17 protein-coding genes and 1 tRNA gene are annotated in these 14,739 nt (G+C 44.4%); 6 read left to right on the top strand and 12 right to left on the bottom strand.

What is annotated here, in order from left to right; all coding sequences use genetic code 11:
• Window positions 1-15: 15 nt before the first annotated feature.
• The 5 genes from DWY79_RS01310 to DWY79_RS01285 form a co-directional block, all read right to left on the bottom strand.
• Entirely contained in the window at window positions 16-1,347 is a 1,332-nt protein-coding gene (locus DWY79_RS01310; RefSeq protein WP_004291532.1) for a PcfJ domain-containing protein, read from the bottom strand.
• Entirely contained in the window at window positions 1,344-1,760 is a 417-nt protein-coding gene (locus DWY79_RS01305; RefSeq protein ID WP_004291533.1) for a PcfK-like family protein, read from the bottom strand. Before DWY79_RS01305 ends, DWY79_RS01310 begins: the two co-directional genes overlap by 4 nt.
• 13 nt (window positions 1,761-1,773) lie before the next feature.
• Complete coding sequence (locus DWY79_RS01300) at window positions 1,774-1,995, bottom strand: hypothetical protein (RefSeq protein WP_004291534.1); 222 nt, start codon at window positions 1,993-1,995, stop codon at window positions 1,774-1,776.
• Window positions 1,996-2,006: 11 nt separating this feature from the next.
• Window positions 2,007-2,222, bottom strand: a complete 216-nt coding sequence (locus DWY79_RS01295; protein ID WP_004291535.1) for a hypothetical protein — start codon at window positions 2,220-2,222, stop codon at window positions 2,007-2,009.
• A 161-nt stretch (window positions 2,223-2,383) separates the two neighbouring features.
• Entirely contained in the window at window positions 2,384-2,794 is a 411-nt protein-coding gene (locus tag DWY79_RS01285; protein WP_004291538.1) for a hypothetical protein, read from the bottom strand.
• A 106-nt stretch (window positions 2,795-2,900) separates the two neighbouring features.
• On the opposite strand from DWY79_RS01285, the gene DWY79_RS23340 reads away from it, so the two are divergent.
• On the top strand, window positions 2,901-3,113 hold the full coding sequence (locus DWY79_RS23340) for a hypothetical protein (RefSeq protein ID WP_007567577.1): 213 nt from the start codon (window positions 2,901-2,903) through the stop codon (window positions 3,111-3,113).
• Window positions 3,114-3,244: 131 nt separating this feature from the next.
• Here the strand turns inward: DWY79_RS23340 and ilvD are convergent, their stop codons facing one another.
• From ilvD to DWY79_RS01240, 7 genes are all read right to left on the bottom strand, one after another.
• Window positions 3,245-4,969, bottom strand: a complete 1,725-nt coding sequence (ilvD, locus tag DWY79_RS01275; RefSeq protein WP_121961296.1) for a dihydroxy-acid dehydratase — start codon at window positions 4,967-4,969, stop codon at window positions 3,245-3,247.
• 44 nt (window positions 4,970-5,013) lie between these two features.
• On the bottom strand, window positions 5,014-5,580 hold the full coding sequence (locus DWY79_RS01270; RefSeq protein ID WP_008774127.1) for a manganese efflux pump MntP family protein: 567 nt from the start codon (window positions 5,578-5,580) through the stop codon (window positions 5,014-5,016).
• Window position 5,581: 1 nt separating this feature from the next.
• Complete coding sequence (locus tag DWY79_RS01265) at window positions 5,582-6,103, bottom strand: nitroreductase family protein (protein ID WP_121961616.1); 522 nt, start codon at window positions 6,101-6,103, stop codon at window positions 5,582-5,584.
• A complete protein-coding gene (locus DWY79_RS01260; RefSeq protein ID WP_005865808.1) occupies window positions 6,100-7,050 on the bottom strand; it encodes a glycosyltransferase family 2 protein in 951 nt (316 codons plus the stop codon). The genes DWY79_RS01265 and DWY79_RS01260 overlap by 4 nt, the downstream gene beginning before the upstream one ends.
• Before the next feature lie 21 nt (window positions 7,051-7,071).
• Window positions 7,072-7,602, bottom strand: a complete 531-nt coding sequence (locus DWY79_RS01255) for a DUF4199 domain-containing protein (protein WP_008774125.1) — start codon at window positions 7,600-7,602, stop codon at window positions 7,072-7,074.
• 126 nt (window positions 7,603-7,728) lie between these two features.
• Window positions 7,729-7,802 (bottom strand) — tRNA-Thr (locus DWY79_RS01250).
• A 343-nt stretch (window positions 7,803-8,145) separates the two neighbouring features.
• Window positions 8,146-9,192, bottom strand: a complete 1,047-nt coding sequence (locus tag DWY79_RS01240) for a DUF2776 domain-containing protein (protein WP_121961617.1) — start codon at window positions 9,190-9,192, stop codon at window positions 8,146-8,148.
• 36 nt (window positions 9,193-9,228) lie between these two features.
• Between DWY79_RS01240 and DWY79_RS01235 the strand changes: the two genes are divergently transcribed.
• The 5 genes from DWY79_RS01235 (at window position 9,229) to DWY79_RS01215 (ending at window position 14,699) form a co-directional block, all read left to right on the top strand.
• The gene (locus DWY79_RS01235; RefSeq protein WP_122368715.1) at window positions 9,229-10,056 is read left to right on the top strand and encodes a type III pantothenate kinase; all 828 of its coding nucleotides are present in this window, start codon (window positions 9,229-9,231) and stop codon (window positions 10,054-10,056) included.
• Complete coding sequence (locus tag DWY79_RS01230; RefSeq protein ID WP_121961294.1) at window positions 10,043-11,326, top strand: hypothetical protein; 1,284 nt, start codon at window positions 10,043-10,045, stop codon at window positions 11,324-11,326. The genes DWY79_RS01235 and DWY79_RS01230 overlap by 14 nt, the downstream gene beginning before the upstream one ends.
• Before the next feature lie 85 nt (window positions 11,327-11,411).
• Window positions 11,412-12,776 (top strand): lipopolysaccharide assembly protein LapB, encoded by a 1,365-nt coding sequence (locus DWY79_RS01225; RefSeq protein ID WP_121961293.1) that lies wholly within the window; start codon window positions 11,412-11,414, stop codon window positions 12,774-12,776.
• 2 nt (window positions 12,777-12,778) lie between these two features.
• Window positions 12,779-13,444: an LPS export ABC transporter periplasmic protein LptC gene (lptC, locus tag DWY79_RS01220; RefSeq protein WP_008774124.1), complete on the top strand. Its 666-nt coding sequence runs from the start codon at window positions 12,779-12,781 to the stop codon at window positions 13,442-13,444.
• 1 nt (window position 13,445) lies between these two features.
• Window positions 13,446-14,699 carry a hemolysin family protein gene (locus tag DWY79_RS01215; protein WP_121961620.1) on the top strand — a complete coding sequence of 418 codons (1,254 nt, stop codon included), beginning with the start codon at window positions 13,446-13,448 and terminating at the stop codon, window positions 14,697-14,699.
• The last annotated feature ends 40 nt before the right edge of the window (window positions 14,700-14,739 follow it).

Genomic DNA, 14,739 nt, shown 5'->3' with positions numbered 1-14,739 from the left:
GTTTTAGGGGTTATGCTATGCCGCTTTCATCCGCTCACGGATAAGGTTGGCGTTCTTGTTCACAAGGTCTATGATGCGCTCGTGATATTCGGTGTCCTGGTTGTGCTTGCCGTGGCACTGCACCACTTCGAGGGTTCGCAAGTCCACCTCTACGGTTTCAATAATCTCATCGCCAATCCTTGCCGATAGTATGAGGGTGTCGGCTTTCTTGTAGTATCCACTGCCAAACACGCAGATGCCCTGCGTCTTGCCCTCGTTGTAATACTCGTCTATGCTTTCAAGCACCTTGACGATTATTTCCTCGTCCGTGATTACCAAGCCGAAGAATTTGGATTTGTTGGCGATGAAATCCTCCGCATCTTTCTTTCGTTGGAGTTGTCGCTGTTGCTCACGCTCACGCCTTTCAATCTCCCAACGGCGTTGCTCTGCGGCTCTTTCCTTCTCGTGTATGGCTTCAATTTTTCGGGTTGCGTTGTCGTGTGCCGCCATGAAATCTTCGGGACAGATGTTCTTCGGGTTACGGAGGTCTTGACCGAGTTTTTTGAGCATACGCAGATAGTCGCACCACATTGAGAGGTTGTCTATCTGATACTTGTGACGCTTGGCAATCAGATATGATGCCCAACATTCATCGGCAGTACGGGTATTGAAAAGAAAGTGTTTCATGACCTCAATCTCACCGCCTTTCATAAGGGTTTCAATTCTTGGGTCTGAAAGCAAGGCTTTGAAAAGACGCACGGGGGAGATGCCGTGGAAATCGCCCTTGAAGCCGTTACGTCTGAGTTGGGGCAATATCCTCATCTTTGGATATGCACAGCTTCTTGCCACCACATCATCGTATAGGCTGTTGTGCGGTCTTACCTCCATATCGCTGCCTAATGCCCACACATCGCAATAGCAGAAAAGGAAGCCACGGAGCAACGCCATGTCCGTAACCTTGCCGTCGGGTGAAATCCAACGCTGCACGACCTCGTGGCAGTAGAAACGCATCGGTTCGCCTTTCCTGCTCTCGCATCTGACCTGCGCCACGCGGATTACCTGATACCCTTTGCAGGTGGTTATCACGCTGAAATTCTGCGTTTCCTTGTAGATGCGTCTGCGTGTGTCCTGCACTTTGAGTTCGGCATGGCATTTGGGGCAGGTGCAGCCTTCAAGGGTGTCGCATAGTCCGCTGTCGCTGTGCCACTCGTGACCGCAGTCGGAACAGGTGATGTTCCCTTTCTTGGTGCGGTAGCCGATATGCTCAACGCAGTGGCGGTATGCCCAATCTATTTGTGTCGCTGATATGGGGCGAAGGTTGGCGGAAAGTCTTGCCACCTCTTTCTGTATCTTGGTCTTCGGTTTCATAAGCCTAAATCAAATAATGAGGGTTGGGGTTGGTTTTCTTTTCTCGCTGACGGTCTGTGGCGGTTCTGCAACTTGCGGAGTTCCTCCTCTTGGTATTTGCGGACAGCGTTCTGACGTGCCTCCGCCTTTTCCTCTGCCGTGAGTTTCACAACGTGGTTCACAACCACTTGGCAGTCCATCGGTTTGCCCACCTCTATCTCGTTTTCCTCATAGTAGTGGATGGCTTGCCCGAATATCTCTCCGTCCGTGAAACCGTTGCAACCGCTTTTCTGCACATAGTTCAGAATGTGGGTCACGCACTCGTCCATGTTCTTGGCAGGGTTGCGGTACTTCTTTGCAAATAGCGCATCTTCCTCCGCACGCTGTTCCAAGTACATATATATCGTTCTCTTGAAATGGTCTGTTCCTTTCATATCGCTGTCATTTTTAGATTATCTGTTTCAGTATCTCTCTCCAATAGGTCGGCTCTACCTCGCTGAGAAGGAAGTCCATGAAATCCCTCCGTGCGTCCTTGTTCAGTTCGTGGTACAATCTTCGGAAAGTTTCAAAATTGCCGTTGATGTACGTTTCCACCATATACACGAAGATGTTGTCCACCTCGTAATATCTGCACTGCTGCGCTGCCGTCTTGCTGTTTCTTTTTGCCATGTCGGTAAGGGTTAAAGGGTGAATAACCAAAGGATGAAGCCAAAGAAGGCAATGGTGGAAAGGATAGCCACGATTACACCTATCGCCACTCGGAACACTCCGTTTACAATCTCTCTGATGATGCCCCAAAGGATGCCGAACACCCCGAAGGCGGTGCGCATCATCAAGCCGCATATCGCCAACCCGATGTGTTGCGCCATTTGTCTGAAATTTGCCGTTGCCGTCATATCTTCGCTGTTTTTGATTTTTTTGTTTTTAATGCGGATTCAAGAGCTGAGGGAGTTGAGTTTCAAACTATCTTATCTGCCTCTCGTTTATCCGACATTTTTTTTATGCGTCTTTCTGTCGCATCGGTCGTTTTCGTTTCGGGTGCTTGAAAAGGTAGGGATTAGGGAATGCAAGGTTTTTCGGTCAAAATACTACCCGCAGGGCTGGAGATTTTTACCGAAAACAGGAGGCTTGACCTTGCTTTCCCGTCCAATCCCGGAATTACCTTTGCGCCCAGAACGAAAATGACTGACTGATGCGGCTTACTGAAAGGCGCAAAATGGAGGTAAACGAAAACAGAGGCAGATTGTGTAGAAAAAAACTTCAGGGGAAAATCCGTAAAAAAAAGAATCACCAAAAGGAAAAAGACATCACCGGAAGCGTGAAAAGGGCAAACCACAACAAAGGAAGTATGATTGTTTCCGATCCGACGGAACTTGTTCAGCCGGGTGGCAACAATCATTCTTCCCGGTTTGTCCGGCTGTGTGTGGGCGCCTGTTTCATTCATGGGGCAGGCTGACACACTCTGCATTCACTTTCCGCTTCCGGCAAAAGAGACAGCGAAAAAAGAAAAATCATTTGAAAACCCGTAAAAGCACCTCTTGGCATAGGCGCAAAAGAAAGGGGCATTGCTTCATCTGTCTAAACATCGTTTAGGCGTGAGGCAATGCCCTTTTCTCCAGCTATGCGGTAGTCGGCACACGTTTGTTCCAAACTCGTTTTGGGCAATGGTGTGCCGACGGACAATACCGCTTTTACGGAAAATTCTTATGAATGAGGGGATAAAAAACGGGAGTTTATATCAAAATCTCGAATTAAATAGCTACTTTTGCATACGAAGAGTTCTTTGAAGGTTACGCAACGCGCAGAAGGATAATGCAGTAGATAACTAACTAAATCGTAACCTATTACTATCAAGAGCAATTAACCTACGCTCATTTCCAATAAATTACACTCTTTTCGTAACTTCACTGTCGCGAACTTACATAAAAAATTCCATATATGCCCCTTTCATGGGGGAGACGCTATTGTGTGTATAAATATCAAGGATTCCTTTTTTATATTGTGACTCTGGTTTTATCCAATGTGCACGCCTTTCGGATAGGATCTTTTCTATCTCTTCCACGCTTCTCTCAATACTGTCGGTACCGATTATATCCAATGTTCTCGCTGGAATATCGATACGGATCAAGTCATCGTTCTCGACCAAGGCGATTGGTCCCCCCTCGGAAGCCTCCGGGGATACATGTCCGATCGCCGGGCCTCGGGTCGCTCCGGAGAAACGACCGTCGGTGATCAATGCGATGGTCTCTACCAGCTCAGGATCGGAGGCGATCGCTTCTGTCGTATAAAACATTTCTGGCATTCCACTTCCTTTCGGTCCTTCATAACGGATAAATACCGCTTCTCCCGGATGGATTTTCTTTTGTAATACCGCCTCAATAGCGTTCTCCTCACAATCGAATACCCTCGCTTTCAGGGTGACTTGCATCAAGCGGGGTGAAATCGCCGAATGTTTTACGACTGCCCCTTCGGGCGCTAAATTTCCTTTCAATATAGCGATGGCTCCTTGTGCCTTGATCGGTGTATGAAGAGGTTTGATAATATCGCCAACCTTTACTCCTAGGGTAGGAAGATATTTATGGCAATTCTCATAGAAGCCGTTGAGTTGTAAATCTTTTAAGTTTTCTTCCAATGTTTTGCCGGTAACAGTCATGACGTCGAGATGGAGGAATTCTTTAATTTCTTCCATGATCGCCGGTACGCCTCCCGCATACCAGAAATATTCGCCGGGCCAAAAACCGCTGGGACGTATATTTAAAAGGTAGGGGATCTTACGATGTATCTTGTCGAACAAATCCGGTGATAACTGGATTCCCAGTTCGTGGGCGATAGCTGGAAGATGAAGCAGGCTGTTGCTGGAACCCGCTATGGCGGCATGTACCATGATCGCATTTTCAAATGCTTGTATCGTCATGATATCGGAGGGTTTTAACTCTTCTTTCGCTAGTCCGAGTGCATGTTCTCCGGCTTTACGGGCGGTTTCTTTTAACTCGGGTAAATGGGCGGGGATCAAGGCGGAGCCCGGTAAAGCGATGCCAAGCGCTTCTGCCATTACTTGCATCGTAGAGGCGGTACCCATGAAAGAGCAAGCTCCACAATCCGGACATGCGTCACGCTTATAAACCATGAATTGTTCTTCCGTTATTTCTTTTCGCTCGTATTGGGCGCTATAGGTACCGATTTGTTCTAACGTGAGTAGGTTGGGACCGGCTTTCATTATACCACCGGGCATGAATATAGCAGGCATATCTAGCCGGGCTATCGCCATCAAATGCGCAGGGACGGATTTGTCGCAACTGGCTATAAAGACACCAGCGTCGAAAGGAGTCGCTTTTACATGAATCTCCATCATGGCGGCCATGATATCACGGGAGACTAATGAGTAGTTCATACCATCGTGTCCCTGCGCCTCTCCATCACAAATATCAGTGACGAAGTAGTTTGCGGCACGTCCCCCCTTTTCCTTTATACCGATTCCGGCCTCGTCCACCAATTTATCCAGATGGGCGCTTCCCGGATGGCTATGTCCGTAACTGCTTTCTACAATGATTTGCGGTTTACTCAATTCGTCGATTTTCCAACCGCTGCCTAGCCGGAGTGAATCCAGCTCCGGCGCTAGTTTTCGTAATTGCTGGCTTTTCATGTCTATTAATTAATGTATAAGGTTATTTATTCAATAAGGTATCCCTAGCTAAAGAATACATGCTCTATCAAAATCTTTGTACCGATACCGATTAAGATTAAACCTCCGATGAGGTCCAGCTTCAAGTCGATTCTCTTGCCGAATCGGTTACCGAAATAGACACCGAAGGCAGAGATAGCGAAGGTGACAACACCGATAGTCGAGGCTTGCAGCAAGAGCGGTGATTTTAAGATCGCCAGAGAGATTCCTACGGCGAGGGCATCGATACTTGTCGCTATTCCCAATCCGCATAATGTCCGGTTACATAGAGGATCGAATTTCCCGTCTTCCTCCTCTTCCTTCGTGCTATCGTATATCATTTTTCCACCTAAGTAAAGCAAGAGGGTAAATGCGATCCAATGGTCGAAGGCGCAAATGTATTTTTCGAATCCTAATCCCATCGTATAACCGATCACGGTCATTCCGGCTTGGAATATACCGAGCACGCTCGCTATCTTAATAATATTACCGGCGGTGCAGTTGTTCTTAAGAACTGCGCCGCCGGTAACTGATACTGCTAGGCTATCCATGGATAAGCCGATCGCTAGTAGCAGAACTTCAATGTATAACATACTAGAATGATTCCCGTTTAATAATTTCTTCTATGGGCTTACGTTTCTTTGGAGTCTCATCGAATAATGCCGGGTCGGAAGGATAGCCGAACGGTATCAATACAACAGGCTCGATCGTTTCCGGAATTTTAAAATGTTTACGGCAAAGCTCCGTGTCGAAATTGCAAACCCAACAAGTTCCCAATCCTTGTTCGGTAGCGGCTAAACAAATGTGTTCCGTAGCGATAGCCGTATCGATATCCATATGATCCTTATGATCGCCCCGTTTCCAAGATTGCTGATGATCTCCGCAAACGATCAAGTAATAAGGCGCTTGCTTGAACCATTCCCGGGGATAGCATTCTTGTAATTTAGCTTTTCCTTCCGCACTTTGAACCCATACAAAATACCAAGGTTGATAATTTACCGCCGAAGGGGCCAAACGAGCTGCTTCTAGGATATAATCAATCTTTTCTTGCTCTACGTTTTTGGGGGCATACTTTCGGATAGAGCAACGTTTTCTCGCTAATTCTAGGAAACTCATATCTCATCCTCTATTTTATAGTTATTGCGATTCGGAGAATTGCGGGAAATCAACTCCCCGATAAAGCCCGCTAGGAACATCTGGGTTCCCAGAATCATCGCTGTCAATGAAATATAGAAATAAGGGGAACTTGTAACCAAAGGTCTTAGATCTCCAGAGTACATCGAGATCAATTTCATGCTGAGTACGATTACTAGAGCGATAAAACCAATGAAGAACATAGCGCTTCCCCATAAACCGAAGAAGTGCATCGGTTTCTTTCCGAATTTGGAAGTAAACCAAAGCGTGATCAAATCAAGATAACCGTTCACGAAGCGATCCAACCCGAATTTAGTAGTTCCGTACTTGCGGGCTTGATGTTTCACTACTTTCTCGCCAATCTTGTGAAATCCGGCAATCTTAGCTAAATAAGGTATGTAACGGTGCATATCGTTATACACCTCTATATTTTTAATGACAACATTCTTATACGCTTTCAATCCGCAATTGAAATCGTGTAAGTTCTTTATTCCCGAGAATTTACGAGCTGTTGCGTTGAATAATTTCGTGGGGATCGTCTTAGACAACGGGTCATATCTTTTCTTTTTCCAACCGGATACCAGATCATACCCGTCTTCGGTGATCATCCGGTAAAGTTCGGGTATCTCATCCGGGCTGTCCTGTAGATCGGCGTCCATGGTAATGACTACGTCACCTTTAGCCCGCTGGAATCCGCAGTGCAATCCCGGCGACTTGCCGTAGTTGCGACGGAACTTGATTCCCCGGATATGTGGAGAACGTTGTTTCAACTCCTCGATCACTTCCCAAGAATTATCCGTACTACCGTCATTCACGAAAATGACTTCGTAGGTATAATTATGTTCTTTCATCACCCGCTCTATCCACGAGAATAACTCGGGTAAAGACTCGGCTTCGTTATACAACGGGATAACAACTGATATGTCCATTATTTGTCTGTAATTAACTTTTTAGCGGTTTTCAGTGATGGAACCAGTCGAATTGTTCCTGCACAAGAGAGCCGCTACCGGTATAGAAAGTATGATGCCGTAAAATACGTTATTAAATATTCCTTGTATGGCCATATGGATTGGCGAGATGCGAATATTGCTGAGCGAGTCGAGCATATCCGAGCTAACTTGGCTATCTTTTAATGCAGTCGTTAATTGCCCGATCGCATTTGCCACGAAATCAGGTGGGGCGATGAACTGATAAAAGACAAAGTATTCAAGCGAGACGATCAATGCGGCGAAAAAATACAACATCGTGCCGAATCTCCATGCATGAAAGAAACTGATCCTTCCACCGATGTCGTGCCGATATCTTTTCGTCATGTAGTAGGCGATGAAAGGGACGGCGAGCGTCAATAGCCAATAGACAAGACTCAAGGAGGGGACGGAAACGCTGAAGATGAAAAAGATGTATTTCACTACCCAATATATACCCATGGCCAAACCATAAGTCATAGCGCCTTTTAAAAGTAAATTCTTATTCTCTTCCATGATGTTGCTGTTTTGAATTCTTATCAGCAAAGTTAATATATTAATGCAAATGCGCAACTATATTATGTCTAAAATAGAAAAAAGGAAGCCTACGTATAAGCTTCCTTTTAAGTTGTGTTTTATCTGAGCCTCTTGTCGGATTCGAACCAACGACCCCGAGATTACAAATCACGTGCTCTGGCCAACTGAGCTAAAGAGGCAGGTGGGTAAGCTTACTACATCGCGCCGCTACAACCAAGTACCCTTGCTGCGGTCAAGCCCTGGGGGATTCCGTGGGAGCATGCCGTGTAGGACTTACCCGGGTGCAAAAGTAGATATTATTTTTTACTTTGCAAGCGTTTTCTTACTCTTGGGATGATAATTGTTTATAAAGAATTGAAAACCTTATGCTTTTGGTAGTGTTAAAGAATGTTTTATGTATTGTGGCCGATGGTTTATCAAAGAATGTTGATCTTTTCATTGTGAGGAAAAAACATTTTCATCATGAAGAAAAAGTATTTTCACCGTGAAGAAAAAGTATTTTCATCACGATGAAAAAACAGTTTACTTGGAAGAGGTTCCGCTTTCCAATATGCTGACGATGGAGAACAACGTAAAGCAGATCGCTCCCAGTCCGGCCAATACCCGTGCGGGAATGGCATAATAACTATGCTCGGCCGCCATCTCGAAAAGGAAAGCGGAGAGGAAAAGGCAGAATAAAGCCGTGAATATAGGAATCAATGGAATTCGGTTGGCAAGCTTGAATTCTTCCCTCCATATTTTAGACAGCAAGATCACCTTGCTGGAGATACTATAGCAAACTAATCCAAGGCCGATCATGATATATCCGGTTGAGGCATTAGCCGGGTCGCTATCTCCTAATACGAAGAGACCCCATATCAGACTGATAGATCCCATCAGGATGACAAAACGGTGCCATAGCCTTTTTTCCAATCGGGAATATGTGTTTCTTATTTGTCGGGCGATCGTGGCGACTAAAGCGATTAAGCTGCTGCAAATACATGCTAGTCCGGCCATCACGTGCCCGGCGACAAAGTATTGGGAATGCTCGTCGCTATGCGCTAGCAACCGGTAAGCCCAAATCCATGCGACTATGGATATAAATGATGCTACAAGGATCAAGAATACCCCCTGCCAAAAGTTGAACGCTTTGTCTGGTATTCTGGGATCGTCGCTTTTGGCGTTCATTTGTATTAAGGTGAATCGGGTAGAGGCGGTAGCCGTTGTCGCTACGCATGCAGTTATAAGGCCCACCCCGCAAATGACATGGCCCGCGACAAAGTCTGCTGGCGTCGGTGAGGACATGAGTAAGATAAAGCCCGCCAGAAAAGTGATGGTTGCCGAGAGATATCCAAGGATAGGCAAAGCGAATCTGGCTACATTATTATATGTATGGATAATTTGACGAATAATGGTCGCTGCCGTAGCGAACAAAGCTATACAAATAAAGCCAAGAGAGAATACGACAGGTCCGGCGACGAATCTGCTGGAGTCCACTCCATAGTTAAAGACAAAAAATCCATAACCGAAACAAAAGAGGGCCATTAGCAATGGAATCGCCCTGAATAAGACACTAATCCCGTAATTCATAACTTGTTTTTTATTTAGATTTTTCTTCAAACAGAGATGCGATCCTTTTTGTTCAAGAAGAATTTTAGAGGTTATACGATGTTTTTGCGTGTTATTTCATCATTTTTGTTTTTCTTTGCGGAAAATATCAGAGAAGTGAATCTTATTATAGAACAAGGTAACACGTCATCAAAGGTCGCTGTGTATAAAAATGGGCATATAGAGGCTTCTTTTGTATACAAGCAATTCGGTGTATCTGTGGTCGCTGCTCTTTTTGAGAAGTACGCTTTTACGCAAGGCATTTTATCGACGGTGATAGATACGGACGATGAGTTGATCGCTTATCTAAAAAATAAGCTTCAGCGTTTTGTCTTTCTGGATGAACATGTAGCTTTACCGATCAAGGTGGAATATGGGACGCCGAAAACGCTAGGCAAGGACCGTTTGGCCGCTGTCGTGGGGGCGAATTATTTGCGGCCGGGAAAAAATCTGCTGGTTATCGATGCCGGTACCGCTATCACGTATGAGGTGATAGAAGCGCCGGGTATCTTTCTGGGGGGGAATATCTCTCCGGGGATGACTACTCGTTTTCGAGCGTTGAACCAGTTTACGAAGAAGCTGCCTTTGGTAACGGAAGAGGATGATATACCGCTTATCGGGAGAAGTACGGAAACGGCTATCCAAGCGGGTGTGGTGAATGGGATTGTTTACGAGATGGACGGATATATTGACGAGCTGAAAGTAAAATATCCGGATCTTTTGGTTTTTTTAACAGGCGGTCATTCGTTTTATTTTGAAAGACGGCTAAAAAACTCCATCTTTGCAGACATTAATTTAGTGTTGACAGGATTAAACAGAATCTTAGAGTATAATGTTGAAAATTAATAAGGTAGTAATAATAAGTTTTCTTATCTTTACACAATTGCCATTGTGGGCTCAAAATAACACGAACTCGCCTTATACGCGATTTGGATATGGAGAGTTGGCGGATCGATCTTTTGGTGCCGGAAGGGCGATGGGTGGAGTCGGTTATGGATTAAGGTCCTCTAAACAGATAAATCCATTAAATCCAGCATCTTATAGTTGCATGGACTCGTTGACATTCCTTTTTGATTTTGGTGCGTCCGGTCAGGTGTCTTGGTTCTATGACGGTACGAACAAGCAACGACAGATGAATGGAAACGTGGAGTATATCGCCATGCAATTTCCGATCACCCGGCGTTTAGCGATGAGTATTGGTTTATTACCTTATTCATATGTAGGATATGATTTCGGCGAGAGCCGTACCGAGGGCGGTTTAAGTTGGGGAGAAAGCTTTAGTGGCGAAGGTGGCTTAAGCGATGCCTATTTAGGGCTCTCCTATGATATTTGGAAGAAGCGTCTTTCCATTGGTGTAAACGCCGGATTTTTATTTGGAAATATTACACATTCCCGTAACTTGATTTTTCCCAGCTCGACAGGGGCGGACAATGTGTATAGAAACCAACGTTATGAGATTCGTGATTTAAAGTTAGATTTTGGTATTCAATATACGCATCCTTTGAGTAAGACGGAGCATGTCACGGTAGGTTTCGTCTACTCTCCCGGAAAGAAGTTGAATACGACTGTGTATGATATTCAGACTGTTGGCTCTTTGTCTTCTACATCTGGATATACGAGGAATGATACGATTAAGGATTATCGGTTTGATATGCCGAATTCTTACGGAGCAGGTATCTCTTATGTGAAGGAGAACCGGTTGACGTTAGCCGCTGATTTCTTGTATGAGGACTGGGCGAACGCTTATTTTGATAACGAGAAAGGCCAATTCAAGAATCGTACACGTGTGGCGGCTGGTGCCGAGTTTATTCCTCGTTATGATAATCGTAATTATTTGGGGCGTATCAGATACCGTGCCGGTTTTCATTATAGCAATTCGTACTTAAGAGTCAGTCGCTCCGAGGAGAATGGTTATAAAGGACATGGTTATAATGAATATGGGGCGAGTGTCGGTTTTGGGCTTCCATTGATCGATAACCGTTCATTAGTGAACCTGTCATTTGAATACGTGAAGATCCGTCCGGAATTACGTACAATGATTGATGAGCAGTATTTCCGGTTTACGGTGAACTATACATTTAACGAATTATGGTTTTTTAAACGAAAAGTGGATTAAACCGGGAATGGCCGAAAGGGTCTAATGAGTATGATACTTTTTTGAAGGAATATAAATATTATAGCTAACTTTAATAGAAAGAGATATGAAGATCAAAGTTTTATTACTAGCGCTTGGATGTACTATGGGTACGTTAGGCGCTTATGCGCAGAAAGGAGTAGATAATGGTACACAGTTCGGTTCCGGTGAGGATAGCGTGCGTTGTATTACCAATATCAGCTTGTTCGTTCCTTATGCGAAAGCCGGAAACTTCAAAGACGCCTTTGATTTCTGGAAGATCGTGTACGATGAGTGTCCTGCCGCTACAAAAGATATCTATTTGTACGGTGTGAAAATTATGGGCTGGAAGATCGCCCAAGAGAAAGATCCCGCTAAGAAGAAAGCTCTTATTGATGATTTGATGGGAGTTTACGACAAGCGTGTGAAATATTTTGGAAATGATCGCCGGTATGGAAAAGACTGGATCGTTGCTCGAAAAGTGCAAGATTATTTAGCGCAAACTGGCGATAATGCCGACTATAATCAGGCCTATACTTGGTTGAAGGAGATCGTTGATGAGAAAGGTGCTGATACGGAGGCTCTAGGTCTCTCCTTGTTTAGTTTCTCTTCTATGAAGAAAATGGTTAACGATCCGAACTTCAAAGAACAGTATATTCAAGATTATTTGAAGGTTTCTGGTGGCTTGGATGCTCAATTAAAAGCTGCGCAGGCTGCAAACAATCAAAAAGAAGTGAATGCCTTGACCGCATATAAGAGTGGTGTTGATAATGCCTTTGCGAATAGTGGTGCTGCCGATTGCGAGACTTTGCAGAATTTGTATGCTGCTAAGATCGAGGAGAATAAGGACAACTTACCTTATTTGAAAGAGACTATATCCTTGTTGAGAAGAACAGGTTGCCAAGAAATCGAGGCTTACTTTTTGGCATCAGACTATGCTTATCGTCAAGAACCTAGTGCCGAGGCAGCTGTTGGGCTAGGAAAGAAAGCCGTTAAGATAAAGGATTATGATACGGCTATTAAATACTTTGATGAGGCCGCAAATTTAGAAACGGACGCGACTTCAAAAGCTGATGATTATTATATGATCGCATTGTTGCTGTTTGAGCAAAATGCTTATTCAAAGGCTAGACAATATTGCCAGAAAGCTTTGGAGGCAAATCCTAATTATGGCAATGCCTATTTATTGATCGGTAAGATGTATGCCGCTACTTCCAAGTCTGTTTTCCCGAACGACGGAGTACTGGCAAGAGCTGCTTATAATGCCGCTATCGATAAATTTGAGAAAGCGAAACAGGTAGATCCGAGTGTTGCTGAAGAGGCTAATACTTTGATATCATCTTATCGTGCTCACCTTCCTTCTACGGAGGAGATCTTCATGCACCCGGATTTGGAGAAGGGCAAACCTTTCACTGTCGGTGGTTGGATCGGAGAGCGTACAACGATTCGGTAATTATGATAGGAAATCGTTTTCATTGTAAAACGGAAAATATGGGCATAACAACTACCTTCGTGGTGGTTGTTATGCTTCTTTTGTTTTCTGCCTCTTGCAGTAAGGAGCATAAGGAGGTGGTTGATGTTGAGTTTGACCCGGACAAGACTTATACGATGAAGGCTACGGATGTGTCATCCTTGATCTCCGATTCTGGTATCACGAGATATCGCTTGAAAGCGAAAGAGTGGCAGATTTATGGGAAGGCGGCGGAACCCCATTGGTATTTCCCTGAGGGGATCTACGTGGAGAAGTTCGATACCTTATTCCAGACAGAAGCGAGTATTAAGGCGGATACAGCCTATTATTATGATAAAAAAGGGCTTTGGGAGCTGATCGGTAATGTAGAGGTGGAAAGTCTGCAAGGGGAGCATTTTGAGACTTCCCAATTGTTCTGGGACCAGAAGCAAGAGAAGGTTTATTCTGATAAGTTTATGCGTATCGAGCAAGAAGATAAGATCATAACAGGTATAGGTTTTGAGTCGAACCAAGATATGACTCAGTATAAGATATTTAACTCACAGGGTATTTTCCCGGTGAGCGATGCTCCGGCCGATACGACACGGACAGCTCAGGGGGATAGTGCCCGGGTAGATGTGTCACAAATAGATTCAATAAAAAGTAATTAAGGTGGGGACGCTGACTTATATTTTAATTTCCCTCGCATTTTCCGCATTCTTTTCCGGGATGGAGATCGCTTTTATCTCCTCCAATAAGCTTCGTTTCGAGCTGGATAAGAAGGAACGTAGTCTATCCAGTAAGATACTGGGTGTTTTCTATCGTAATCCAAATTTGTTTATCTCTACCATGTTGGTAGGAAATAATATTGCGTTGGTCGTTTATGGTCTTCAGATGGCAATCGTATTGGAGCCGTTTATAGCCAAGGTGGTTGCGAATGAGGCATTGATCGTTTTTATCCAATCCGTGATATCTACGATCTTGATTTTGTTTGCCGGGGAGTTTATTCCCAAGACCATATTTAAGTTGAATCCTAATTTATCACTCAATATATTTGCGATACCATTATTTATCATATATATCATCCTGTATCCGGTCTCCAAGTTCTCATCCCTGCTATCTTTTTTGATTTTGAAGTTAGGGGGCGTGAAGAACTTGAAAAGTTCACCTCAGGCATTAGGCAAGGTAGACTTGGATTATTTTATACAGCAAAGTCTGGAAGATGCACCTCAAAATTCGGATATGGATACGGAGGTTAAGATTTTCCAGAATGCCTTAGATTTCTCGAATGTCCGTTTGAGGGATTGTATCGTGCCCCGGACGGAGATTGTAGCCTGTGATACGTCGGCTACGATAGAGGAATTGCGTTCTAAGTTTATCGAGACAGGACTTTCGAAGATATTGGTGTATAACGAGAATATTGACGATATTATCGGGTATATCCATTCTTCCGAGCTTTTCAAGAATCCGGAGGATTGGACCCAGCATATCCGTAGCGTATCGATCGTTCCGGAGACGATGGCGGCGAATAAACTGATGAAACTGCTGATGCAAGAGAAGAAGAGCTTGGCTGTTGTCGTGGATGAGTTTGGCGGTACGTCGGGTATCGTGACACTTGAGGATTTGGTGGAGGAGATTTTCGGAGAGATTGAGGACGAGCACGATATGAAGTCGCATGTGGCTAAAAAAGTATCGGACAATGAGTATTTGCTGTCGGGTAGGATGGAGATTGATACCTTGAACGAAATGTTCGGGTTGGATCTTCCGGAGTCGGATGATTATGTCACCATCGCCGGTTTTATCTTGCACTTCTATCAAAAATTCCCGAAATTGAACGAGACTGTCCAGATCGATAAATATTCGTTTAAGATAATCAAAGTAACGGCTACGAAGATCGAACTTGTACGTATGAAAGTAGGGATTTGATAAAAAAAAGGATTATATGCTGTGGAATTTCCTTTTTTTC

This window comes from Parabacteroides sp. AF27-14 (assembly GCF_003635425.1).
GTDB lineage: Bacteria > Bacteroidota > Bacteroidia > Bacteroidales > Tannerellaceae > Parabacteroides > Parabacteroides distasonis.
Note: the sequence above shows the minus strand (reverse complement) of the source record. Positions and strands in the feature narration are given on the sequence as shown.